We start from the raw sequence: 25,210 nt of genomic DNA on the forward strand, positions 1-25,210 counted from the left end.
TAGTTTATCATGCGCTTATGGGGAAGCGCATTTCTCAGGCGGGGAGAGGATATGGCATCGATCGATTTCCGAAATAAAATTAACTGGCATCGTCGTTATCGTTCACCGCAGGGCGTAAAGACGGAACATGAGATCCTGCGGATTTTTGAAAGCGATCGCGGGCGGATTATCAACTCTCCGGCTATACGCCGTTTGCAGCAAAAAACGCAGGTTTTCCCGCTGGAGCGCAATGCCGCGGTGCGTACTCGTCTGACGCATTCGATGGAGGTGCAGCAGGTGGGGCGTTATATCGCGAAAGAGATTTTAAGCCGCCTGAAAGAGCAAAACCGACTGGAGGAGTACGGTCTGGATGCGCTGACCGGTCCCTTTGAAAGTATTGTGGAAATGGCCTGCCTGATGCACGACATCGGTAATCCGCCGTTCGGTCATTTTGGCGAGGCGGCGATCAATGACTGGTTTCGTCAGCGGCTGCATCCGGAAGATGCGGAAAGTCAGCCGCTCACGCATGATCGCTGTGTGGTTTCCTCGCTACGGCTACAGGAAGGCGAAGAAAATCTGAACGATATTCGCCGCAAGGTACGTCAGGATATCTGCCATTTTGAAGGCAATGCACAGGGAATTCGTCTGGTACATACGCTCATGCGGATGAATCTTACCTGGGCGCAGGTTGGCGGAATTTTAAAATATACCCGTCCGGCATGGTGGCGAGGGCCGGTGCCGGATTCCCATCGCTATTTAATGAAGAAACCGGGCTATTATCTTTCTGAAGAGAAGTATATTGCGAGGTTACGTAAAGAACTGCAGTTAGCGCCTTACAGTCGCTTTCCATTAACGTGGATTATGGAAGCCGCAGATGATATTTCTTATTGTGTCGCCGATCTTGAAGACGCGGTAGAGAAAAGAATCTTTAGCGTTGAGCAGCTTTATCACCATTTATATCACGCGTGGGGCCACCATGAGAAGGATTCGCTGTTTGAGCTGGTGGTAGGAAATGCGTGGGAAAAATCACGCGCCAATACATTAAGCCGCAGTACCGAAGATCAGTTTTTTATGTATTTACGGGTAAATACATTAAATAAACTGGTGCCCTATGCCGCTCAGCGTTTTATTGATAATTTGCCGCAGATTTTTGCCGGTACCTTCAATCAGGCGCTGCTGGAAGATGCCAGCGGTTTTAGCCGCCTGCTTGAACTCTATAAGAATGTGGCGGTTGAACATGTGTTTAGCCATCCGGATGTAGAACAGCTTGAACTACAGGGATACCGGGTGATCAGCGGGTTATTAGATATCTATCAGCCGCTATTAAGCTTGTCGCTTAACGACTTTCGCGAGCTGGTGGAAAAAGAACGGTTGAAACGCTTCCCTATAGAATCGCGCTTATTTCAGAAACTTTCTACGCGCCATCGTTTGGCCTACGTGGAAGTCGTCAGTAAATTACCCACGGATTCGGCGGAGTACCCGGTACTGGAATATTATTATCGCTGTCGGTTGATTCAGGATTATATCAGCGGGATGACTGACCTTTACGCATGGGATGAATATCGGCGTTTGATGGCGGTCGAACAGTAAATGGACTTTTGTAAAGATGGACAATAAATTTTTACTTTTTCCAGAAACTTTGTTCCGGAACTTCGCGTTATAAAATGAATCTGACGTACACAGCAATTTTGCGTTACCTGTTAATCGAGATTGAAACACATGAAAAAAACCACATTAGCAATGAGTGCACTGGCTCTGAGTTTAGGTTTGGCATTGTCGCCTCTGTCTGCCACGGCGGCTGAAACGTCCTCTTCAGCAATGACTGCCCAGCAGATGCCAAGCCTGGCACCGATGCTCGAAAAAGTGATGCCATCGGTGGTCAGTATTAATGTTGAAGGTAGCACCACGGTGAATACGCCGCGTATGCCGCGTAATTTCCAGCAGTTCTTTGGCGATGACTCCCCGTTCTGCCAGGACGGTTCTCCGTTCCAGAATTCTCCGTTCTGCCAGGGCGGCGGTAACGGCGGCAACGGCGGTCAGCAACAGAAATTCATGGCGCTGGGCTCCGGCGTAATTATTGACGCCGCGAAGGGCTACGTCGTCACCAACAACCACGTGGTTGATAACGCCAGCGTGATTAAAGTACAGCTTAGCGATGGACGTAAATTCGATGCTAAAGTGGTAGGCAAAGATCCGCGTTCTGATATCGCGCTGATTCAAATTCAGAATCCGAAGAACCTGACGGCGATTAAGCTGGCGGACTCCGACGCGCTGCGCGTGGGGGATTATACCGTCGCTATTGGTAACCCGTTTGGTCTGGGCGAAACGGTGACGTCAGGTATCGTTTCGGCGCTGGGGCGTAGCGGCCTGAACGTAGAAAATTACGAGAATTTTATTCAGACCGACGCCGCGATTAACCGCGGTAACTCCGGCGGCGCGCTGGTGAACCTGAACGGTGAGCTGATCGGTATTAACACCGCGATTCTGGCGCCGGACGGCGGCAACATCGGTATCGGCTTCGCTATCCCCAGTAACATGGTGAAAAACCTGACGTCGCAGATGGTGGAATACGGCCAGGTGAAACGCGGCGAACTGGGGATCATGGGGACTGAGCTGAATTCCGAATTGGCGAAAGCGATGAAAGTCGACGCCCAGCGTGGCGCGTTCGTCAGCCAGGTGATGCCGAATTCGTCCGCGGCGAAAGCGGGTATCAAAGCCGGGGATGTCATTACCTCGCTGAACGGTAAACCGATCAGCAGCTTTGCGGCGCTGCGCGCTCAGGTCGGCACTATGCCGGTCGGCAGCAAAATCAGCCTCGGTCTGCTGCGTGAAGGTAAAGCGATTACGGTTAATCTGGAACTGCAGCAGAGCAGCCAGAGTCAGGTTGATTCCAGCACCATCTTCAGCGGGATTGAAGGCGCTGAAATGAGCAATAAAGGCCAGGATAAAGGCGTTGTGGTGAGCAGCGTGAAAGCGAACTCACCCGCCGCGCAAATTGGCCTCAAAAAAGGCGATGTGATTATCGGCGCTAACCAGCAGCCGGTGAAAAATATCGCCGAGCTGCGTAAGATTCTCGACAGCAAGCCGTCGGTACTGGCGCTGAATATTCAGCGTGGTGATAGTTCTATTTATTTGCTGATGCAGTAATCACCTTTGTCCCCCTTCCACCACGGAAGGGGGCAACACTTTTCTGTGAAACTCCCCACAACTCCATACTTCTTTGCACCGTTTTGTGCATTTGCACAATGTCGAGGCCTGTCATCTTCCTTATGCTTGTGCTCTGCTCACAGGAGGGATTTATGGCTGGCTGGCATCTTGATACCAAAATGGCGCAGGATATCGTGGCGCGCACTATGCGCATCATCGATACCAATATCAACGTAATGGATGCCCGCGGGCGTATTATCGGCAGCGGCGATCGGGAACGTATTGGTGAATTGCACGAAGGCGCGCTGTTAGTGCTGTCGCAGGGCCGGGTTGTGGATATTGACAACGCCGTGGCGCGACACCTGCACGGGGTGCGTCAGGGGATTAATCTTCCCTTACGTCTTGAGGGCGAAATTGTCGGCGTGATCGGCCTCACCGGCGAACCAGAGCATCTGCGTAAATATGGCGAACTGGTGTGTATGACTGCCGAAATGATGCTGGAGCAGTCGCGGTTAATGCACCTTTTGGCGCAGGATAGCCGTTTGCGCGAAGAGCTGGTGATGAACCTGATTCAGGCCGAAGAAAATACGCCGGCGCTGGTGGAATGGGCGCAGCGTTTGGGGATCGATTTGAACCAGCCGCGTGTGGCGGCGGTGGTGGAAGTCGACAGCGGCCAGCTTGGCGTCGATAGCGCAATGGCGGAACTTCAGCAGTTGCAGAATGCGCTTACCACGCCGGAGCGTAACAACCTGATAGCCATTGTTTCTCTCACCGAGATGGTGGTGCTCAAACCCGCCTTAAACTCGTTTGGTCGCTGGGATGCTGACGTAAGCGCGTAGAGCAGCTTATCTCGCGAATGAAAGAGAATGGTCAGCTACGTTTTCGCGTGGCGCTGGGCAATTACTTTACCGGGCCGGGCAGTATTGCACGTTCATACCGCACGGCGCGCACTACGATGATGGTCGGCAAACAGCGGATGCCAGAAAGCCGCAGCTATTTTTATCAGGATTTGATGCTGCCGGTTCTGTTAGATAGCCTGCGTGGCGGCTGGCAGGCCAATGAGCTGGCGCGCCCGCTGGTAAAACTCAAAGCGATGGATAACAACGGGTTATTACGTCGGACGCTGACGGCGTGGTTTCGCCATAATGTCCAGCCGCTGGCGACCTCTAAGGCGCTGTTTATTCATCGTAACACGCTGGAATATCGGCTAAATCGTATTTCGGAACTGACCGGGCTGGATTTGGGAAATTTTGACGATCGGCTGTTGCTGTATGTGGCGCTACAATTGGATGAACAGCGTTAAGCCCGGCGGCGCTTCGTTGACCAGAGCAGGGAAATTGGGCGAAGTGGTAGGCCGGATTAGGCAAAGCCGCCATCCGACAACGTAATCTCACAGCGCCCGAAGACGCTGTGATGGGGGGGGTAATTCGTGGTCAGGCGCTGTAATCCCCGCGCCGTGACCTGCCAGATCACGTGTTGCGGCTGCGGCCAGCTTTCGCCATTGAGCGGGTTGCGGATAACCGACTGGTCTGCGCCCTCGGCATGAAAGACCTCAATCGTATAATCCTCATCCAGCCCGCAGACGTCAGTATAGCCGCCAAGCTGCACCGAACCTTTTATCGACTGACGGTAAACCACCGTACCGCGCGTATTATAAATCGTCACTGCCGCATATTCCGTTGCGAAGTCGCTATGCGGCGCAATTGGGTATGCGGTAAAGATAAATTGTTGCGCACGGATGTCTATTTCCATACTGGCAAAACCATTTTCTTCCTTGCCAATAAGCTGCCAGCTGAATTTATCGCCATATAATGCGGCAGCATCGGAGGTATTTTTCTCTTCCGTTTGTTCCGGTGAGTCGACCTCCAGCCCATCGCTCACCACGCGCCAGCGGTTGTGTTTTTTCAGCCTGACGTTTTGCCCGGTCGTTTCATTGATGGCGCTGCAACGGTAAGGTTCGTCATGGAAGAGCTCAATGTACATTCCCGCTTGCAAAACAACCGTATCGCTATCGGCTGAATAGTGGGTGATGCCATCATAATGACGGCTATAGATAACCTCGCCGGACTCCTCCTTTACCGTGAGCGTGCTGTATGTCGCGGTATAGTAGGGATGAGGCTGCCCGGCCAGTGTTTCTATTGTCATGCGCTGTTGCCGATTATCGTAAGCAAGCTGGCAAAACGTTCTGTCGCCTTGTCCGCGTAACTGCAACGTCACGCCTTTACCGATGCCTTCGCCCGGCTCGCTGTTATCCGCCGGCAGCACATCAACGCTGTCGCGCATTAACGCGCTACGGGTCGGCTCTTCAATATGGGAGAGCATCAGCCAGAGATCGTTTTTGCAAGCGGCATAAGGTTGCGCCATTAATAAAGGGCAGGCGCGGATAGCATCTGCGCGATGGGTAAACATAGCCTGGAGATCTGCGGCAGGATCGTTGTTGAGCGAAAAATGATAAAGCCCTTCGCTATCAAGACGCAGTAACTGATATTTCGTCGACGAGACCAATGTCAGATAGCCCGGCGAGGCTTTCAGGCGGCCAGGCTCGGCATGATAAAGATAAAGGTGGTAGTGGTCGCTAAACGGCACCACAATTTTTCCGGTGGCGCAGTTTATTCCGTTCATCTTACGTTCAAAAACCTTTTCGCCGCTGGCGGTTAACACCGTTATGCTGGCGTATAACGTATTCGCGAAGTAGCTGTGCGGCGTGGCGTTCGTGATATCCAGAACTAATTGTCTGGCCTCATGATCCACGGCTAAACGGGCGAAGGGCATGTCACCGTAGCCGAGGAAAATCAACTGCTCGTTATACGCGGCGCTGTCCTGCAAGGCGGTGAAATTAACGGTAAGTGCGTTTTCCCCTTCGCGGATAACCACATAGTCCGTGTCCGGGCGGTATTTCTGCGATCGCCCTTTGGGCAGGGTGAGATGGTAAATGCCAATGGGCAGGGGAGTTAACGTGAGCGTACTGTCGTTGACGGGCAATGTATACGTGCTGCCGGCGTTGTCGTGTAGCGTTAAGGCGCGTCCATAAAGTTGCTCCGGCTGATCGATATTCAGCGTTAGCGTGAGCGTTCCCGTTTTGTTCAGCTCCGCCAGTTCGGCGTTTTCAACCAGCCAGACAAAAGAGTCCAGCCCTAACTGTTGGCGCGCGCTTTCCCATTCGCGCTCCGGCAACAGATCGTAAAGCGGCCAGACGGGTTTTACCGCCTGTGCGGCGATCTGCTCGCGGGTGAACGCATCGACCGGTAAGCCGCACAGCTGAATAAACGGCGCGACGTCATAACCTGAGGCTGTGGCGATGGCGTCCGCCAGCAGATCGGTCAGGCGATGCTCGCAGGGCAAAAAGTTTTCGTCAGCACCCAGCTCGCGGTAGTTCTGGTTAAACACTCGAAAGGCTTCTGTTCCGCCTTTAAATAACATCAGCATCAGAAATTGCAGGCGGGGGCGGACGCCCCAGGCGTTAACCGGCGTGCGATTCCGCAGATAGGTAATGAATTGCAATTCCTGCTCAGACTGCCGTCCGTAATTGTAGAGCCAGCCGTCGGTATAAAGATGGTTCCCCTGGTTCAGGTTAAGCTGCTGGAAAAACGCGGCGTAAATGTTGTTCCACACCTCACCGACTGGCAGGTCGACGTCATTCATAAAGACGCCCTGATAGCCGTGACCGATTTCATGCAGAATCGTCCACTGCGTGGCGACATTATCGATCCACCCCTGGCTTAATGTTGCAGCCGTTTGCGCGCACCACCAGGGGAGATAATAAGCCGCGCCGACGCCGTGTTTATCCGCTTTAATAAAATAGCGGTTAGCGACATTTTGATTAAGCGGCGAAGCAGGGCTATCGCTGAGACCAGTCCAGCCATTATAGGCGTCGATCACTCGCGTGTAGTACGCATCCAGCGCGGTGATACCGGCGTTGATGACATTAGCGCGATCCGCCCAGGGCAGCAGAAAACGCACGCGGTCCAGTTCCAGTAGGGCAAAAGGCGACGCCTGTTCTTCCCAGGTCTGGAAAAAAGCGTCTTCGGATTGCCCCTTACGCCAGTGTGGCAAATTTTTATTGCTGGTTGGCTGTCGGTAGATCACCGAAAACTCGCCGCCCTGCGCAAAAAAGAGGGTATCAATAAAGGGAACGGAATCGACCGTTGTGCTGATCGTTTGCCAGTTGCCGTTCAGCGTAAGCGATTTCTCACACGCTGAGTCATTGCACAGCAGACGGAGTCTGGCGTTACCGGCGTTGTTATTTGGCTGGCGGATTTGCAGCTGCGTATTCGCTGGCAGAATAAATCCCAGCGCCTGGCGGTCGTGCTCGCGCCCCTTTTCAAATTTGATGTTATCCAGTCCGGGGGCCGCAGGCAGCGAATAACATGTTAGCGTGATTTCCTGAGTCATATAACCTCCATAAATAGGGAGGATGAACATAGCTTTTTATTTTTATTAATAAATACAGCAGGATAACGAAATGATATGTATAGAGCCGCTGTGAGGCATAGTGATGAAAAATGGCGGTAGCCGTGAGGCGGATGAGAGGGAGCAGCAGAGTGATAGGGGCTCGAAATGAAGCCCCGGCAGCTTTTTTATTTGCGGGTAAGCTTGTCCAGATCGGCTTCGATTTCACTGATCTTATTCGCGACGACGCTTTCCAGGTGGCGCAAGTCGTCGAGGATCTTACGTTTGAGATCGAGTTCTGAGCGGTCGCGCTGGCAGATTTGGTCCAGCTCGTCAATCACATAGCGTAGGTTAGGGCTAATCTCCTGTACTTCTTTATAACCCTGACCGATGCCATCGGCCACCACCGTTTTACGCTGGCGTGGATACTTAAACTTCACGCTTTTAGCAAAGAATTCACCTCTATCCTTTTGAAAATAGATTTTCAGGATATCGTTATTGGCTTCTTGCCGCAGGCTGTAACGATCGATTTCCTCAGGATTGGTAATGCCCAGACTTTTTAGATTGTCATACATAGCGGTATCCTTCATCACACTATAACTTTTGAATAATTAACGAAAAATTGGTTTTTCGCCACCAATGTATACAAAAAAAGCGTAGTTGATCGCAGAAGACGTCTCGGCAACGTCATGAGCAAAAGGGCGGCGGTTATTGATAGCTTAAGTAATTCAACGCGATATTCCGTTTATAGAGAAAGCGTTTGAGGTCAGTGTGGGAAATTGACCGGAGGCAGTGGTCGATAACCTTGAGAGGCGGAGTCTATGTCCGGAACGTATAATGCTACTATTCGCCGGGTGGTGGTTTCCGCCTGGATAGGAAACTCCATTGAATATTATGATTTTCTATTATACGGCCTGGCAAGTGCGCTGGTATTTGGCCCGCTTTTTTTCCCTGGCGCCAGCCCATTGACTGCAACGTTATCTTCTTTTGCCAGTTTTGGCGTGGGATTTATCTCCCGGCCGCTGGGCGCGCTATTTTTTGGCAACAGGGGAGATACGCTTGGGCGTAAAAACACGTTATTAATCACGTTAGGGGGGATGGGCGCGGTCACGTTTCTCATCGGTTGCCTGCCTTCTTACGCCAGTATTGGCGCGCTGGCGCCTGTTTTACTGGTTATTCTGCGTTTTCTGCAGGGATTTATGGTTGGAGGCGAATGGGGAGGCGCCATGTTGATGGTCGTGGAATATGCTGCTGGAAAGCACCGGGGGCGGTTAAGCGCGCTATCGCAAACAGGAGGACTCACGGGACAATTATTGGCGACAGGCGTATTTATAGTCGTGACCCAATTACCGCAGGAGGCGTTGTTATCGTGGGGATGGCGTATTCCTTTTCTGCTCAGTGCGCTTTTGGTGTTGCCTGGATTATATATGCGTCATCGTCTGGATGAGACGCCTGTCTTCCGTGCGTTTAAAAAGCAGCAGGCCATTAATCATAGGCAGCAAAGAGAAGAAAGGCCGGTGGTCAAAGTAGTACGAGAACAATGGCGTAGCATTTTGCTGATTATAATTCTGCGTTTTGCGGAAAGCGTTCCCTTTTTTCTTGCTACCGTCTTCGCGGTTTCCTAGGCGACGACGCAGCTTGGGATTGCCAGCCTGACTATTCTGTACATTGTAATGTTCACCTGTCTGCTGGCGTATCCCATGCACGTGCTATTTGGCATCATGTCGGATCGGCGTGGCTGCCGTCAGGTGTATATTTTCGGCGCGCTTTTTGTCGCGGCAATGGCTTTTCCCTTTTTCTGGCTGCTGGAAAGCCGTTCGCTCATACTGATGACAATGGGCTACGTTTTGCTTATTAACATTGGTCATAATTCACTGAATGCCGTGCAACCTTCTTTTTTCGCCGGACTGTTTCATCCGCCTGTACGCTACAGCGGTTCATCAATTGGCGCTCAGTTGGGGGCGGTTGTGGCAGGGGGATTCACGCCGTTTATCGCTAAAGCGTTAAGCGCAGTCTATGATAACAGTTGGACTTTGGTTGCCGGTTATGTCGTTTTGACTGCGCTGGCTTCGGCGTTTGCGGCAAAGATTGCGCCGGAAACCGTGTTACCGCATTCACCGTAATGCAAAGGGGGCTGTCGCCCCCGCTTTTCACTCGCTTAATCAATAGTGCGCAATAATTCGTTAATGCCCACTTTACCACGCGTTTTGGCGTCGACTTTTTTCACGATCACCGCGCAATACAAACTGTACTTACCGTCTTTTGACGGCAGGTTGCCGGAAACGACCACGGAGCCCGCCGGTACGCGGCCATAGTGAACTTCACCGGTTTCGCGATCGTAGATTTTGGTGCTCTGGCCGAGGTATACGCCCATGGAAATGACGGAACCTTCTTCGACAATGACGCCTTCCACGACTTCAGAACGCGCGCCAATAAAGCAGTTGTCTTCAATGATGGTCGGGTTAGCCTGCAGCGGCTCCAGTACGCCGCCGATACCCACGCCGCCGGAAAGGTGAACATTTTTACCAATCTGCGCGCAGGAACCCACCGTCGCCCAGGTGTCAACCATGGTGCCTTCGTCAACGTAGGCGCCGATGTTAACGTAAGACGGCATCAGCACGGTGTTGCGGGCGATAAATGCGCCCTGACGAACGGCCGCAGGCGGAACGACGCGGAAGCCTTCTTTCTGAAAACGCGCTTCGTCGTAATCAGCGAATTTCATCGGGACTTTATCGAAGTAGCGGCTTTCCGCACCGTCGATAACCTGGTTATCGTTAATACGGAAAGAGAGCAGAACCGCTTTCTTCAACCACTGGTGAGTGACCCACTGACCGTCGATTTTTTCTGCGACACGCAGCGCGCCGGAATCAAGTAGAGAAATGACCTGGTTTACTGCCTCTCGGGTCACGGTATCTACATTAGCCGGCGTAATATCGGCGCGGCGCTCAAAAGCGGTCTCAATAACGTTCTGTAACTGCTGCATTGTTAAACTCTTTCATATAAATAAACACACTACCCTTTATCGTTTGGATTGAGGGCCGCTGTCAACCGTTGTTGCACCTCAAGTTGCAGCACATTATTAAGTGCGCGCCGATCCGCTGTGGCGATTATGAATAAATCTTCTACTCGTTCACCAATGGTTGTAATTCGGGCGCCATGAAGCGAAATTCCCAGATCGGCAAAAATTTGTCCGACCCTGGCCAGCAGACCAGGTTGATCGAGCGCGATCAATTCCATGAATGATTTTCTGTCGGTATGGGTGGGCAGAAAATTGACTTCCGTTTCAACCGTAAAGTGCCGTAACTTTGCCGGTTGCCGACGCGGCTGCGGCGGCTGCCAGCTACGCTGCGTAATGGTCTGTTCAAGACCGGTGCGAATAACGTCATGGCGATCCGCCGCCAGCGGGCTGCCGTCTGGTTCCAGAACGATAAACGTATCCATTGCCATGCCGTCGCGAGTGGTAAAGATCTGCGCGTCATGGACGCTTAAATTACGCCTGTCCAGCTCGGCGCAGACGGCGGCAAACAGATAGGGTCTGTCCGGACTCCAGATAAAAATTTCGGTTCCGCCGCGCGTGGCCTGCGGACTGAGCAACACTAACGGTTGGCGCAGATCGTGCTGCAATAAATGGCGTGCGTGCCAGGCGAGCTGATTTGGACTATGACGAACAAAATAGTTAGCGCGACAGCGGGTCCAGATTTTGTGCAGCGCGGCTTCATCAATATTGTCCATTCGCAGCAGCGCCAGCGCCTGAAGCTGATGGTGACGCACGCGCTCACGCATATCCGGCGTATTTTGCATTCCGCGCCTGAGCTGTTTTTCCGTGGCGAAGTACAGCTCGCGTAGCAGGCTCTGCTTCCAGCTATTCCACAAGGTTTCGTTGGTCGCGCAGATGTCCGCGACGGTCAGGCAGGCCAGAAAACGCAGCCGTGTTTCGGTTTGCACCTCTTCGGCAAACTGCTTGATGACTTCCGGATCCTGGATGTCGCGGCGCTGGGCGGTGACTGACATTAGCAGGTGTTGGCGCACCAGCCAGGCGACCAGTTGCGTTTCGCGTGAGTTCAAACCGTGCAGTTCGGCGAAGGTGAGTACATCCTGCGCGCCCAGTACTGAATGGTCGCCGCCGCGTCCTTTCGCAATATCGTGGAACAGCGCGGCGATCAGGATCAGTTCCGGATGGGGAAGCCGCGGCCAGAGATCGACGCATAGCGGATGGCGCTGGCGTGTCTCTTCTTTCGCAAAGCTCTCCAGTTTGAGCATTACGCGGATGGTGTGTTCATCCACCGTGTATGCGTGGAACAGGTCAAACTGCATTTGTCCGACGATGTGCGACCACTGCGGCATATAAGCCCACAGTACGCTGTGGCGATGCATGGGCAGCAGGCCGCGGCTGACCGCGCCGGGATGGCGCAGCATACTCAGAAACAGAGTGCGCGCCTCCGGGATGTAACACAGCGGTTGGCTCAGGTGGCGGCGGGCGTGGCGCAAGTGGCGTAACGTCGTAGAGTAGATACCGGTGATCGCGCTATTGCGCACCATCATATAAAACATGCGCAGGATCGCTTGCGGTTCGCGGATAAACAGCGTGTCGTCACGCAGATCAATGAGCGTGCCGCGCAGTTGAAACTCATCGTCAACAGGACGTGGTTTTTCATCCGCAGGCAGCGCCAGAATCGCCTCGTCAAATAGCTGAAGCAGCATTTGATTAAGTTCGCTCACCCGACGCGTAACCCGGAAGTAGTCTTTCATCATCCGCTCAACCGGATCATTGCCCTCGCCGCTGTAGTTAAGGCGTTGAGCGACGCTTAACTGGCGGTCGAACAGCAGGCGGTTATCGTAGCGGCTGACCACCAGATGTAGCGCAAAGCGAATGCGCCACAGGATATGCAGGCACTCGTTGAGCTCCGCGCGCTCAGCGGGGGTTAAAAAGCCGAATCCCACCATCTCATCGAGCGAGGTAGCGCCGAAGTGACGTCGGGCGACCCACTGCAATGTATGGATATCGCGCAGGCCGCCGGGGCTGCTTTTAATATCCGGCTCCAGATTATAGCTGGTACCGTGATAGCGCTGGTGGCGCTGGTTCTGCTCTTCTACTTTGGCGGCGTAAAATTTGTCGGACGGCCAAAAACCTTCGCTGAAAATATGTTTTTGCAGTGCCAGAAACAGAACGACATCACCGATCAGCAGGCGCGTTTCGATGAGGTTTGTTGCAACGGTTAAATCAGACAGACCTTCCAGCAGACACTCTTCCAGCGTACGTACGCTATGCCCGACATCCAGCTTGACGTCCCATAATAAAGTCAGCAGCTCGCCGACCTTTTGCGCCTGTTCATCGGGCAGCTTTTTGCGGCTTAAAATGAGCAGATCAATATCGGAAAGCGGATGCAGTTCGCCGCGTCCATAGCCGCCGACGGCGACCAGCGCCAGATCGGCAATCTGACCGAAACCGGCCTCAATCCACAGGCGTTGCAACAACTGGTCGATAAATTCGGTACGAGCTTCAATAAGCTGTTCAGCACAAATGCCGCTGTCAAATGCCTCTCCCAGCCAGTGTTGAAAGATGTCGATGCGGGCTTTGATATCGGCGACGGTCAGTTCAGCGCGCGGCCAGACGCCAGGGTTTTGCGGCTGGTCAGGGAGGGTGGGGAGTGCGGTATTCGCGTGCTGTTCAGGAAGAGTATTCATATGCGCCACCCATTAAAAAGCCGGATAATGGCGTGAACGCCTTATCCGGCCTACGTATTTACTCTTCATCCTTCAAGTTGCTTCTACGTTGGCTGCGCTCGTTCACTCCAGTCACGTACTTATGTACGCTCCTGAAGATTCACTCTCTTGCCGCCTTGAGGCAACTCGAATGATTTTGAGTAAAGGTGTAATTTGTAGGCCTGATAAGATGCGAAGGCATCGCCATCAGGCAAAACATTATTCGTCGTGTGTGATGATCGCCGGGATGGTGTCATCTTTACGCAGCGTCAGAATTTCACAGCCGTTTTCCGTTACCACAATAGTATGCTCGTACTGAGCAGACAAGCTGCGGTCTTTGGTTTTTACCGTCCAGCCGTCTTTCATGGTGCGGATACGGTAATCCCCGGCGTTCAGCATCGGTTCAATGGTAAAGGTCATGCCAGGCTGCAACACGACGCCGCCATCGTCTGCATCATAATGCAGCACCTGCGGTTCTTCATGGAAGCCGCGACCAATACCGTGTCCGCAGTATTCACGTACCACGGAGAAACCTTCGCCTTCGGCATATTTCTGGATGGCGGCGCCAATGGTGCGCAGGCGGATGCCCGGTTTCACCATTTTGATGCCCAGATACAGGCTCTCTTGCGTGACGCGGCACAGACGCTCGCCCAGAATGGTCGGTTTGCCGACGATAAACATCTTCGAGGTATCGCCGTGGAATTCATCTTTAATCACGGTCACGTCGATGTTGACGATATCACCATCTTTCAGATGTTTAGCGTCATCCGGAATGCCGTGGCACACCACTTCATTAATAGAGATACAGACGGATTTCGGATAGCCGTGGTAGCCGAGGCAGGCGGAGATCGCGTGTTGTTCGTTAACGATGTAATCGTTACAGATACGGTCCAGTTCGCCGGTGGTGACGCCCGGTTTGATATACGGTTCGATCATTTCCAGCACTTCGGCTGCCAGACGGCCCGCGACGCGCATTTTTTCGATGTCTTCAGATGTCTTGATAGAGATAGCCATGAATTCTGTCCATCAGTGCCGATGATTTCGGCAATAATTGTGTAAGTGCTGACAATGGTATCAGTCAGGGGTGTGCCCTGCCAAATTGAGAATCATTCTGAACTTCGCCTTTCGTGCCACAGGTGCGTTGGCGACATTTTTTCACCCCAGTCACTTACTGGCCGTAAGCTCCCGGGGATGCAAAAATTTGCCGCCTGCCTGTAACACGAAATTCATCGTTCAATTCAGCACTGAGTGCCAACAATTATTGGTGTCGGTGGCGTATTTGTGGTATAAAGCGCGCCGGACTTCCGATCCATTCGAAGACTACACACAATGGACGGGAGCGACAAATCTCACTTTGTGTAACAACACACACGTATCGGCACATATTCCGGGGTGCCCTTTGGGGTCGGTAATATGGGATACGTGGAGGCATAACCCCAACTTAATCTATAGAGGTTTTAAATCATGGCAACTGTTTCCATGCGCGACATGCTCAAGGCTGGTGTTCACTTCGGTCACCAGACCCGTTACTGGAACCCGAAAATGAAGCCGTTCATCTTCGGCGCGCGTAACAAAGTTCACATCATCAACCTTGAGAAAACTGTACCGATGTTCAACGAAGCTCTGGCTGAACTGAACAAGATCTCTGCTCGTAAAGGTAAAATCCTTTTCGTTGGTACTAAACGCGCTGCAAGCGAAGCGGTGAAAGAAGCTGCTAACAGCTGCGACCAGTTCTTCGTGAACCATCGCTGGCTGGGCGGTATGCTGACTAACTGGAAAACAGTTCGTCAGTCCATCAAACGTCTGAAAGACCTGGAAACTCAGTCTCAGGACGGTACTTTCGAAAAGCTGACCAAGAAAGAAGCGCTGATGCGTACTCGTGAGCTTGAGAAACTGGAAAACAGCCTGGGCGGTATCAAAGACATGGGCGGTCTGCCGGACGCTCTGTTCGTTATCGATGCTGACCACGAGCACATTGCTATCAAAGAAGCGAACAACCTGGGTATCCCGGTATTTGCTATCGTTGATACCAACTCTGATCCGGACGGCGTTGACTTCGTTATCCCGGGTAACGATGACGCAATCCGTGCTGTTAGCCTGTACCTGGGCGCTGTCGCTGCAACCGTTCGTGAAGGCCGTTCTCAGGATCTGGCTTCCCAGGCGGAAGAAAGCTTCGTAGAAGCCGAGTAATAAGGCTTGATAACTCCCTAAAATAGTTCGAGTTGCAGGAAGGCGGCAAGCTCGAGAATTCCCGGGAGCTTACATCAGTAAGTGACCGGGATGAGCGAGTGAAGGCAACGCGCCTGCGGCTCGAAATATGAAGGGGAGAGCCCTTATAGACCAGGTAGTATCACGTTTGGTTAGGGGGCCTGTATATGGCCCCCTTTTTCACTTTTATATCTGTGCGGTTTGATGCCGGGCAGATCAAATCTTTCGAGGATTTTAGAATGGCTGAAATTACCGCATCCCTGGTAAAAGAGCTGCGTGAGCGTACCGGCGCAGGCATGATGGATTGCAAAAAAGCGCTGACTGAAGCGAATGGCGACATTGAGCTGGCAATCGAAAACATGCGTAAGTCTGGCGCTATCAAAGCGGCGAAAAAAGCAGGCAACGTGGCTGCTGACGGCGTAATCAAAACCAAAATCGACGGCAACGTCGCTTTCATTCTGGAAGTTAACTGCCAGACTGACTTCGTGGCTAAAGATGCTGGCTTCCAGGCATTTGCTGACAAAGTGCTGGACGCCGCTGTTGCTGGCAAAATCACTGACGTAGAAGTCCTGAAAGCGCAGTTCGAAGAAGAGCGCGTTGCTCTGGTAGCGAAAATCGGCGAGAACATCAACATTCGTCGCGTCGCTTCCCTGGAAGGCGACGTTCTGGGTTCTTACCAGCACGGTGCGCGCATCGGCGTTCTGGTTGCCGCTAAAGGCGCTGACGAAGAGCTGGTTAAGCAGCTGGCGATGCACGTTGCGGCAAGCAAGCCGGAATTCGTTAAGCCGGAAGATGTGTCTGCTGACGTGGTAGAGAAAGAGTACCAGGTACAGCTGGACATCGCGATGCAGTCCGGTAAGCCGAAAGAAATCGCAGAGAAAATGGTTGAAGGCCGCATGAAGAAATTCACCGGCGAAGTTTCTCTGACTGGTCAGCCTTTCGTCATGGAACCGAGCAAATCTGTTGGCCAACTGCTGAAAGAGCACAACGCTGACGTGACTGGCTTCATCCGCTTTGAAGTGGGCGAAGGCATTGAGAAAGTCGAGACTGACTTTGCAGCAGAAGTTGCTGCGATGTCTAAGCAGTCCTGATTTTCCTGAGGAGCCGCCTGAGGGCGGCTTCTTTTTGCGCCTCTCTTGTAAAATCAGCCGACGCCTGGCGTCTGCGCTGAAATGCGACGTACAATGTCGCCGGAATTAACTCATATCAATCGTTGACAGTCTCAGGAAAGAAACATGGCTACCAATGCAAAACCCGTCTATAAACGCATTCTGCTTAAATTAAGCGGCGAAGCTCTGCAGGGTACGGAAGGCTTCGGTATTGATGCAAGCATACTGGATCGTATGGCTCAGGAGATCAAAGAACTGGTTGAACTGGGTATTCAGGTTGGTGTGGTGATTGGCGGTGGTAACCTGTTCCGTGGCGCGGGTCTGGCAAAAGCGGGGATGAACCGCGTTGTGGGCGACCACATGGGCATGTTGGCCACCGTCATGAACGGCCTGGCAATGCGTGATGCGCTTCACCGCGCCTATGTGAACGCCCGCCTGATGTCGGCAATTCCTTTAAACGGCGTGTGCGACAACTACAGTTGGGCCGAGGCGATTAGCCTGCTGCGTAATAACCGTGTTGTGATTCTGTCTGCAGGTACGGGTAACCCGTTCTTCACTACCGACTCTGCGGCCTGTCTGCGCGGGATCGAAATTGAAGCGGATGTCGTACTGAAAGCGACCAAAGTGGATGGTGTATTCACTGCCGATCCGGCAAAAGATCCTTCCGCGACCATGTACGATCAGCTGACCTACAGCGAAGTGCTGGATAAAGAGCTGAAAGTGATGGATCTGGCGGCGTTCACGCTGGCTCGTGACCACAAACTGCCGATTCGTGTTTTCAACATGAACAAACCGGGCGCGCTGCGTCGTGTGGTGATGGGCGAAAAAGAAGGGACGTTAATCACGGAATAATTCCCGTGAGCGCCAAATACGGGTAAGATTCTGTTCTATTGACGGGTCTTATTACCTGGCAGAAATTAAACGAGACTATACTTAGCACATCTTTATATTGTGTGACCGTCTGGTCTGACTGAGACTAGTTTTCAAGGATTCGTAACGTGATTAGCGATATCAGAAAAGATGCTGAAGTACGCATGGAAAAATGCGTTGAAGCGTTCAAAACCCAAATCAGCAAAGTGCGCACGGGTCGTGCTTCTCCCAGCCTGCTGGATGGTATTGTCGTAGAATACTATGGCACTCCGACCCCGCTGCGCCAGTTGGCAAGCGTAACGGTAGAAGACTCCCGTACCTTAAAAATTAACGTGTTTGACCGTTCTATGGGGCCAGCCGTTGAAAAAGCGATCATGGCGTCAGACCTCGGTTTGAATCCAAGCTCTGCGGGCACCGACATTCGCGTTCCGCTGCCGCCGCTGACCGAAGAACGTCGTAAAGATCTGACGAAAATTGTCCGTGGCGAAGCGGAGCAGGCGCGTGTCGCCGTTCGTAACGTCCGTCGTGATGCGAACGATAAAGTAAAAGCTCTACTGAAAGATAAAGCGATCAGTGAAGATGACGATCGTCGCTCTCAGGAAGAAGTACAGAAAATGACCGACGCGGCAATTAAGAAAGTTGATGCGGCGTTGGCAGATAAAGAAGCAGAACTGATGCAGTTCTGATTGATCTGTACGCAGATATAAACTCATTCCACCGCTAACCTGGCGGATGAGTGGTGTACAAAGCGCCGCGCAGAAGACATTATCAGGTCTCCTGTGCGGCGTTTTGCTTTTTATTCCGTTTCAACACTTCTGGACGTTTCATGAAGCAATTAACCATTCTGGGCTCGACCGGCTCTATTGGTTGCAGCACACTGGACGTGGTGCGCCATAATCCTGATAGCTTCCGCGTTATCGCGCTGGTGGCGGGTAAAAATGTCGCCCGCATGGCGGAGCAGTGCCTGGAGTTCTCGCCGCGTTATGCCGTGATGGACGATACGTCGAGCGCAGAACAGCTCAAAATAATGCTTCAGCAGCATGGCAGCCGCACCGAGGTTCTGAGCGGTCAGCAGGCTGCCTGTGAGATGGCGGCGCTTGATGAGGTCGGGCATGTGATGGCGGCCATTGTGGGCGCGGCTGGTTTACTGCCGACCCTGGCGGCGATTCGCGCAGGGAAGACGATTCTGCTGGCGAATAAAGAATCGCTGGTGACCTGCGGGCGGCTGTTTATGGACGAAGTAAAACGCAGCAACGCCCGGCTTTTACCCGTCGATAGCGAACATAACGCGATTTTTCAGAGTTTGCCGCAATCTATTCAGCATAATCTGGGATACGCTGACCTTGAGCAAAATGGCGTAACGTCGATTTTGCTTACCGGGTCTGGTGGCCCGTTTCGTGAAACGCCCATGTGCGATCTGGCAGCGATGACGCCGGATCAGGCATGTCGTCATCCGAACTGGTCGATGGGGCGAAAAATCTCCGTCGACTCCGCCACCATGATGAATAAAGGTCTGGAATACATTGAAGCGCGTTGGTTATTTAATGCCAGCGCACGTCAGATGGAAGTGTTGATCCATCCGCAATCGGTCATTCATTCGATGGTGCGTTATCAGGACGGCAGCGTCCTGGCGCAGCTTGGAGAACCTGACATGCGTACGCCTATTGCGCATACGATGGCATGGCCGAATCGCGTCACGTCCGGCGCGCAGCCGCTCGATTTTTGCAAACTCAGCGCGCTGACGTTTAGCGCGCCAGATTATCAGCGTTATCCTTGCCTGAAGCTGGCGATGGAGGCGTTTGAGCAAGGTCAGGCGGCAACGACGGCGCTCAATGCGGCAAACGAAATCACCGTTGCCGCGTTTCTGGCGCAACAGATTCGTTTTACCGATATCGCCGGGCTCAATTTAGCGGTGCTGGAGAGGATGGATTTACACGAACCGGCAAGCGTTGAGGACGTATTGCAGGTTGACGCCATCGCGCGTGAAGTAGCCAGAAAACAAGTGATACGGCTCTCACGCTGACGATTATCCCGCGACAGAAGATCGTGCTATTTGTTAGCGTTGGGCTTCGGTGATATAGTCTGCGCCACCTGATCGCAGGTTTTTGGCTTTTTTCGGTCAGGTTAGCCGTGGTTTTACACGGCTTTTTTGTGGATACACAAAATCATTCAGGACGCATTGGGACGGCAGGCGGATACGTTCCCGGCGTGCGCAGACAGCGCACGACAGGGGCGATGACGCGCAGTCATCCGCGAAGCGGAGCGAAGAGAATGTGTATAAAGGCTTCAGTATTCCTGAGTACCGCTAAATCCTTTCAGGGACAAAAAACGCGTTATGTTGTCTGCAACTCAACCAGTAAGCGAAAATTTGCCAGCACATGGCTGCCGTCATGTTGCCATAATTATGGATGGCAATGGTCGCTGGGCGAAAAAGCAAGGGAAGATCCGGGCCTTTGGGCATAAAGCCGGGGCGAAGTCCGTCCGGCGAGCGGTCTCTTTTGCTGCCAATAACGGTATTGATGCGTTAACGCTGTATGCCTTTAGTAGTGAAAACTGGAACCGACCGGCGCAGGAAGTGAGCGCGTTAATGGAGCTGTTTGTGTGGGCGCTGGATAGCGAAGTCAAAAGCCTGCACCGCCATAACGTTCGCCTGCGTATTATCGGCGATATCAGCCGATTCAACTCACGTTTACAAGAACGTATTCGCAAATCAGAAGCGCTTACCGCCCATAATACGGGTCTAACGCTGAATATCGCTGCGAATTACGGCGGACGTTGGGATATTGTCCAGGGAGTCCGACAACTGGCGGAACAGGTGCAGGCTGGAGTGCTGCGCCCCGATCAGATTGATGAAGAGAGACTAGGCCAGCAAATCTGTATGCATGAGCTGGCGCCTGTGGATTTAGTAATTAGGACTGGGGGAGAGCATCGCATTAGTAACTTTTTGCTTTGGCAAATTGCCTATGCCGAACTTTACTTTACGGATGTTCTTTGGCCCGATTTCGATGAACAAGACTTTGAAGGTGCGCTGCATGCCTTTGCTAATCGAGAGCGTCGTTTCGGCGGTACCGAGCCTGGTGATGACAAAGCCTGATGGGGGTCGCTTTTGCTGAAGTATCGCCTGATTTCTGCTTTTGTGTTAATACCCGCGGTCATCGCTGCGCTTTTTTTATTGCCGCCGGTGGGGTTCGCCATTATTACGCTGGTTGTCTGTATGCTGGCCGCGTGGGAATGGGGGCAGTTAAGCGGTTTCGCCGCGCGTTCACAGCGGGTTTGGCTGGCGGTGCTGTGTGGTCTGTTATTGGCGCTGATGTTATTTTTGTTGCCTGAGTATCATCACAACATTCGTCAACCGCTGGTTGAGATGTCGCTTTGGGCATCGTTAGGATGGTGGGTTGTCGCGCTACTGCTGGTGCTATTTTATCCCGGTTCGGCGGCAATCTGGCGCAACTCAAAAACATTGCGTCTCATTTTCGGTTTGTTAACTATTGTGCCATTTTTCTGGGGCATGCTGGCGCTGCGCGCCTGGCACTATGACGAGAATCATTACAGTGGCGCAATATGGTTACTCTATGTCATGATCCTGGTCTGGGGAGCGGACTCTGGCGCGTATATGTTTGGTAAATTGTTTGGCAAACATAAGCTGGCGCCGAAGGTTTCCCCGGGTAAAACCTGGCAAGGGTTTATCGGCGGGCTTGCTACGGCTGCCGTGATCTCATGGGGCTACGGTATGTGGGCGAATCTGAATGTTGCGCCTGTTATCTTGCTGATTTGCTCTGTGGTGGCGGCTCTGGCTTCTGTACTGGGCGACCTCACCGAGAGTATGTTTAAGCGCGAAGCAGGAATTAAGGATAGCGGCCACTTGATTCCAGGCCATGGCGGCATTCTGGACCGAATTGACAGCCTGACGGCTGCCGTACCGGTCTTTGCTTGCCTGTTGTTACTGGTGTTCAGGACGCTCTAACGGAAGGTTTTATGCTGAGTATTCTCTGGAATCTGGCTGCATTCATCATCGCACTGGGCGTGCTGATCACTGTGCATGAATTTGGTCATTTCTGGGTTGCCCGGCGCTGCGGTGTGCGAGTTGAGCGCTTTTCCATCGGTTTTGGCAAAGCGCTCTGGCGTCGTACCGATCGGTACGGCACCGAGTATGTCATCGCCCTGATCCCGCTGGGCGGCTACGTCAAAATGCTGGATGAGCGCGCCGAACTGGTAGCGCCGGAATTGCGTCGTCACGCCTTCAATAACAAAACGGTGGGCCAGCGCGCCGCAATTATTGCCGCAGGTCCGGTTGCGAACTTCATTTTTGCTATCTTTGCTTACTGGCTGGTCTTTATCATCGGCGTCCCTGGCGTTCGTCCGGTCATTGGCGAAATAACGCCCAACTCGATTGCTGCGCAGGCGCAAATTGCGCCTGGTACGGAACTTAAAGCCGTTGATGGTATCGAAACCCCTGATTGGGATGCCGTGCGTTTACAACTGGTGTCCAAAATTGGCGATCAGCAGACGACGGTGAGCGTCGCGCCGTTTGGTAGCGACCAGCGGCAGGATAAAACGCTTGATTTACGTCACTGGGCATTTGAGCCTGATAAGCAAGATCCTGTATCTTCTTTAGGGATTCGGCCCCGCGGGCCACAGATTGAACCGGTACTGTCAGAAGTGCAGGCGAATTCCGCAGCCAGTAAAGCGGGTTTGCAAGCAGGCGACAGGATCGTTAAAGTCGATGGTCAGCCGTTAACGCAGTGGATGAAATTCGTGACGTTTGTACGCGATAATCCCGGTAAGCCGTTAGCGTTAGAGATTGAAAGGCAGGGGAGCGCCTTGTCGTTGACGTTAACGCCGGATACGAAATCGGTTAACGGAAAGGCGGAAGGGTTTGCAGGCGTGGTGCCTAAAATTATTCCTCTGCCGGAAGAGTACAAGACTATACGCCAGTATGGGCCTTTTAGCGCCATCCTCGAAGCCACGGATAAGACGTGGCAGTTGATGAAGCTGACGGTCTGTATGCTGGGTAAATTGATAACCGGTGATGTGAAACTGAACAACCTCAGTGGGCCGATTTCTATCGCTCAGGGGGCTGGGATGTCAGCGGAGTTCGGGGTGATTTATTACCTGATGTTCCTTGCGCTAATCAGCGTGAACTTAGGGATAATTAACCTGTTTCCGCTGCCCGTTCTTGACGGGGGTCATCTGCTGTTCCTGGCGATTGAAAAGCTTAAGGGCGGGCCGGTATCCGAGCGGGTTCAAGACTTTAGTTATCGCATTGGCTCGATTTTGCTGGTGTTGTTAATGGGGCTTGCACTTTTCAATGATTTCTCTCGGTTGTAAGAGAGTTAGTTAGGAAGAACGCATAATAACGATGGCGATGAAAAAGTTGCTCATAGCGTCGCTGCTGTTCAGCAGCGCCACCGTATACGGTGCTGAAGGGTTCGTAGTGAAGGACATTCATTTCGAAGGCCTGCAGCGAGTCGCCGTTGGTGCGGCTCTCCTCAGTATGCCGGTGCGCACAGGCGACACGGTTAATGATGAAGATATCAGTAACACCATTCGCGCTCTGTTCGCCACCGGCAACTTTGAGGACGTCCGCGTCCTGCGCGATGGTAATACCCTTCTGGTTCAGGTAAAAGAACGTCCGACCATTGCCAGCATCACTTTCTCCGGGAACAAGTCGGTGAAAGATGACATGCTCAAGCAAAACCTCGAAGCGTCTGGCGTACGTGTTGGCGAGTCTCTGGATCGCACCACGTTGTCTGATATCGAAAAAGGTCTGGAAGACTTTTACTATAGCGTAGGTAAATACAGCGCCAGCGTTAAGGCGGTCGTCACGCCGCTACCGCGCAACCGTGTTGATCTTAAACTGGTGTTCCAGGAGGGCGTATCGGCGAAGATCCAACAGATCAACATCGTCGGTAACCATGCCTTTAGCACCGAAGAACTCATTTCTCATTTCCAGTTGCGTGACGAAGTGCCGTGGTGGAACGTCGTCGGCGATCGTAAATACCAGAAACAGAAGCTGGCGGGCGACCTTGAAACCTTGCGCAGCTACTATCTGGATCGCGGCTACGCGCGTTTCAATATTGACTCCACGCAAGTGAGTCTGACGCCGGATAAGAAAGGGATCTACATCACCGTCAATATCACCGAAGGCGATCAGTACAAGCTTTCCGGGGTTCAGGTGAGCGGTAACCTGGCCGGACATTCCGCTGAAATTGAGAAACTGACGAAAATTGAACCGGGCGAGCTCTATAACGGCACCAAAGTGACCAAAATGGAAGATGACATCAAAAAGCTTCTGGGTCGCTATGGTTACGCCTATCCGCGCGTGCAGTCACAGCCTGAAATTAACGATGCTGACAAAACCGTAAAACTGCGCGTGAACGTCGATGCGGGCAACCGTTTCTACGTGCGTAAGATCCGCTTTGAAGGCAACGACACCTCAAAAGATTCCGTTCTGCGCCGTGAAATGCGCCAGATGGAAGGGGCGTGGCTGGGCAGCGACCTGGTTGACCAGGGGAAAGAGCGTCTGAACCGTCTCGGCTTCTTTGAAACCGTCGACACCGACACGCAGCGCGTTCCGGGTAGCCCGGATCAGGTTGATGTGGTGTACAAGGTGAAAGAGCGCAACACTGGTAGCTTTAACTTCGGTATCGGTTACGGTACAGAAAGCGGCGTGAGCTTCCAGGCCGGCGTTCAGCAGGACAACTGGTTAGGTACCGGTTATTCCGTGGGGATTAACGGCACCAAAAACGACTACCAGACCTACAGCGAACTGTCCGTTACTAACCCATACTTTACCGTTGACGGCGTGAGCCTCGGTGGTCGTATCTTCTATAACGACTTCCAGGCGGACGACGCGGATCTATCCGACTATACCAACAAGAGTTACGGTACGGATGTGACGCTTGGCTTCCCCATCAACGAGTACAACACGTTGCGTGCTGGTCTGGGTTATGTCCATAACAAACTGTCCAACATGCAGCCGCAGATCGCGATGGATCGTTATCTTGAGTCGATGGGACAATCTGCTGATACCAGCAGTTTTGCCGCTGATGACTTCACCTTTAACTACGGCTGGACCTATAACAAGCTTGACCGTGGTTATTTCCCGACGGACGGCTCGCGAGTCAACCTGACGGGTAAGGTGACGATCCCAGGTTCCGACAACGAATACTACAAAGTGTCGCTGGATACCGCGACCTATGTGCCTATCGATAACGATCACAAGTGGGTGGTTCTGGGGCGTACTCGTTGGGGTTATGGCGATGGTTTAGGCGGCAAGGAAATGCCGTTCTATGAGAACTTCTATGCCGGTGGTTCCAGTACCGTGCGTGGTTTCCAGTCGAATACTATCGGCCCGAAAGCGGTCTATAAAAATGGCGCCCACACTAGTTGGGACGATAATGATGATTACGAAGACTGTACTCAGGAATCAGGCTGTAAATCAGATGATGCGGTAGGTGGTAATGCCATGGCTGTCGCCAGCCTGGAATTTATTACCCCGACGCCGTTCATCAGCGAAAAGTATGCCAACTCGGTTCGTACCTCCTTCTTCTGGGATATGGGTACCGTTTGGGATACGAACTGGGATCCGTCATCTGCGCCGTCAGATGTACCGGATTACAGCGATCCAGGCAACATCCGTATGTCCGCGGGTATCGCATTACAATGGATGTCCCCATTGGGGCCGTTGGTCTTCTCCTACGCCCAGCCGTTTAAAAAGTACGATGGAGACAAAGCCGAGCAGTTCCAGTTTAACATTGGTAAAACTTGGTAATTGTTCACTGCAAAGGAATGCATTGGTAGTG

16 protein-coding genes and 2 pseudogenes are annotated in these 25,210 nt (G+C 52.6%); 13 read left to right on the forward strand and 5 right to left on the reverse strand.

Annotation, left to right across the window (positions count from 1 at the left end):
• The first annotated feature begins 51 nt into the window (after positions 1-51).
• From dgt to cdaR, 3 genes and pseudogenes are all read left to right on the forward strand, one after another.
• On the forward strand, positions 52-1,569 hold the full coding sequence (gene dgt / locus N7E69_RS12965) for a dGTPase (protein WP_000146450.1): 1,518 nt from the start codon (positions 52-54) through the stop codon (positions 1,567-1,569).
• A gap of 129 nt (positions 1,570-1,698) precedes the next feature.
• A complete protein-coding gene (degP, locus tag N7E69_RS12970; RefSeq protein WP_000753958.1) occupies positions 1,699-3,126 on the forward strand; it encodes a serine endoprotease DegP in 1,428 nt (475 codons plus the stop codon).
• Positions 3,127-3,278: 152 nt separating this feature from the next.
• Positions 3,279-4,429 (forward strand): annotated as a pseudogene (cdaR, locus tag N7E69_RS12975) (DNA-binding transcriptional regulator CdaR).
• A 56-nt stretch (positions 4,430-4,485) separates the two neighbouring features.
• Here the strand turns inward: cdaR and N7E69_RS12980 are convergent.
• The gene (locus tag N7E69_RS12980) at positions 4,486-7,518 is read right to left on the reverse strand and encodes a putative mucin/carbohydrate-binding domain-containing protein (protein WP_000191142.1); all 3,033 of its coding nucleotides are present in this window, start codon (positions 7,516-7,518) and stop codon (positions 4,486-4,488) included.
• A gap of 185 nt (positions 7,519-7,703) precedes the next feature.
• Entirely contained in the window at positions 7,704-8,090 is a 387-nt protein-coding gene (locus tag N7E69_RS12985; protein ID WP_000272193.1) for a DUF3461 family protein, read from the reverse strand.
• A gap of 246 nt (positions 8,091-8,336) precedes the next feature.
• On the opposite strand from N7E69_RS12985, the pseudogene N7E69_RS12990 reads away from it, so the two are divergent.
• Positions 8,337-9,638: pseudogene (locus N7E69_RS12990) on the forward strand (MFS transporter).
• Positions 9,639-9,673: 35 nt separating this feature from the next.
• Here the strand turns inward: N7E69_RS12990 and dapD are convergent.
• The 3 genes from dapD to map form a co-directional block, all read right to left on the reverse strand.
• Positions 9,674-10,498, reverse strand: a complete 825-nt coding sequence (gene dapD, locus N7E69_RS12995; protein WP_001186673.1) for a 2,3,4,5-tetrahydropyridine-2,6-dicarboxylate N-succinyltransferase — start codon at positions 10,496-10,498, stop codon at positions 9,674-9,676.
• 29 nt (positions 10,499-10,527) lie between these two features.
• On the reverse strand, positions 10,528-13,200 hold the full coding sequence (gene glnD, locus N7E69_RS13000) for a bifunctional uridylyltransferase/uridylyl-removing protein GlnD (protein WP_001675797.1): 2,673 nt from the start codon (positions 13,198-13,200) through the stop codon (positions 10,528-10,530).
• Between the two features lie 237 nt (positions 13,201-13,437).
• Positions 13,438-14,232 (reverse strand): type I methionyl aminopeptidase, encoded by a 795-nt coding sequence (gene map, locus N7E69_RS13005; RefSeq protein WP_001018214.1) that lies wholly within the window; start codon positions 14,230-14,232, stop codon positions 13,438-13,440.
• A gap of 450 nt (positions 14,233-14,682) precedes the next feature.
• Between map and rpsB the strand changes: the two genes are divergently transcribed.
• From rpsB to bamA, 9 genes are all read left to right on the forward strand, one after another.
• Positions 14,683-15,408 (forward strand): 30S ribosomal protein S2, encoded by a 726-nt coding sequence (gene rpsB / locus N7E69_RS13010; RefSeq protein ID WP_000246886.1) that lies wholly within the window; start codon positions 14,683-14,685, stop codon positions 15,406-15,408.
• Positions 15,409-15,665: 257 nt separating this feature from the next.
• On the forward strand, positions 15,666-16,517 hold the full coding sequence (gene tsf / locus N7E69_RS13015) for a translation elongation factor Ts (RefSeq protein ID WP_000808106.1): 852 nt from the start codon (positions 15,666-15,668) through the stop codon (positions 16,515-16,517).
• Between the two features lie 144 nt (positions 16,518-16,661).
• Positions 16,662-17,387, forward strand: coding sequence for a UMP kinase (gene pyrH, locus N7E69_RS13020; protein WP_000224567.1), 726 nt, complete (start codon positions 16,662-16,664; stop codon positions 17,385-17,387).
• Positions 17,388-17,533: 146 nt separating this feature from the next.
• Complete coding sequence (gene frr, locus N7E69_RS13025; RefSeq protein ID WP_000622423.1) at positions 17,534-18,091, forward strand: ribosome recycling factor; 558 nt, start codon at positions 17,534-17,536, stop codon at positions 18,089-18,091.
• Positions 18,092-18,231: 140 nt separating this feature from the next.
• Positions 18,232-19,428 carry a 1-deoxy-D-xylulose-5-phosphate reductoisomerase gene (gene ispC / locus N7E69_RS13030; RefSeq protein ID WP_000811903.1) on the forward strand — a complete coding sequence of 399 codons (1,197 nt, stop codon included), beginning with the start codon at positions 18,232-18,234 and terminating at the stop codon, positions 19,426-19,428.
• A 312-nt stretch (positions 19,429-19,740) separates the two neighbouring features.
• Positions 19,741-20,499 (forward strand): (2E,6E)-farnesyl-diphosphate-specific ditrans,polycis-undecaprenyl-diphosphate synthase, encoded by a 759-nt coding sequence (ispU, locus tag N7E69_RS13035; RefSeq protein ID WP_000947413.1) that lies wholly within the window; start codon positions 19,741-19,743, stop codon positions 20,497-20,499.
• Between the two features lie 12 nt (positions 20,500-20,511).
• On the forward strand, positions 20,512-21,369 hold the full coding sequence (cdsA, locus tag N7E69_RS13040; RefSeq protein ID WP_000922422.1) for a phosphatidate cytidylyltransferase: 858 nt from the start codon (positions 20,512-20,514) through the stop codon (positions 21,367-21,369).
• An 11-nt stretch (positions 21,370-21,380) separates the two neighbouring features.
• Positions 21,381-22,733: a sigma E protease regulator RseP gene (gene rseP, locus N7E69_RS13045; RefSeq protein WP_000949013.1), complete on the forward strand. Its 1,353-nt coding sequence runs from the start codon at positions 21,381-21,383 to the stop codon at positions 22,731-22,733.
• A gap of 31 nt (positions 22,734-22,764) precedes the next feature.
• A complete protein-coding gene (gene bamA, locus N7E69_RS13050) occupies positions 22,765-25,179 on the forward strand; it encodes an outer membrane protein assembly factor BamA (protein ID WP_001240929.1) in 2,415 nt (804 codons plus the stop codon).
• Positions 25,180-25,210: the final 31 nt, after the last annotated feature.

Origin of the sequence: Salmonella sp. 3C, assembly GCF_025426275.1 — a bacterium.
GTDB lineage: Bacteria > Pseudomonadota > Gammaproteobacteria > Enterobacterales > Enterobacteriaceae > Salmonella > Salmonella enterica.

Coding starts and splice junctions, on each gene's coding strand:
- dgt (WP_000146450.1), top strand. CDS start 52: ATGGCATCGATCGATTTCCGAAATAAAATTAACTGGCATCGTCGTTAT.
- degP (WP_000753958.1), top strand. CDS start 1,699: ATGAAAAAAACCACATTAGCAATGAGTGCACTGGCTCTGAGTTTAGGT.
- N7E69_RS12980 (WP_000191142.1), bottom strand. CDS start 7,518: ATGACTCAGGAAATCACGCTAACATGTTATTCGCTGCCTGCGGCCCCC.
- N7E69_RS12985 (WP_000272193.1), bottom strand. CDS start 8,090: ATGTATGACAATCTAAAAAGTCTGGGCATTACCAATCCTGAGGAAATC.
- dapD (WP_001186673.1), bottom strand. CDS start 10,498: ATGCAGCAGTTACAGAACGTTATTGAGACCGCTTTTGAGCGCCGCGCC.
- glnD (WP_001675797.1), bottom strand. CDS start 13,200: ATGAATACTCTTCCTGAACAGCACGCGAATACCGCACTCCCCACCCTC.
- map (WP_001018214.1), bottom strand. CDS start 14,232: ATGGCTATCTCTATCAAGACATCTGAAGACATCGAAAAAATGCGCGTC.
- rpsB (WP_000246886.1), top strand. CDS start 14,683: ATGGCAACTGTTTCCATGCGCGACATGCTCAAGGCTGGTGTTCACTTC.
- tsf (WP_000808106.1), top strand. CDS start 15,666: ATGGCTGAAATTACCGCATCCCTGGTAAAAGAGCTGCGTGAGCGTACC.
- pyrH (WP_000224567.1), top strand. CDS start 16,662: ATGGCTACCAATGCAAAACCCGTCTATAAACGCATTCTGCTTAAATTA.
- ispC (WP_000811903.1), top strand. CDS start 18,232: ATGAAGCAATTAACCATTCTGGGCTCGACCGGCTCTATTGGTTGCAGC.
- ispU (WP_000947413.1), top strand. CDS start 19,741: ATGTTGTCTGCAACTCAACCAGTAAGCGAAAATTTGCCAGCACATGGC.
- rseP (WP_000949013.1), top strand. CDS start 21,381: ATGCTGAGTATTCTCTGGAATCTGGCTGCATTCATCATCGCACTGGGC.
- bamA (WP_001240929.1), top strand. CDS start 22,765: ATGGCGATGAAAAAGTTGCTCATAGCGTCGCTGCTGTTCAGCAGCGCC.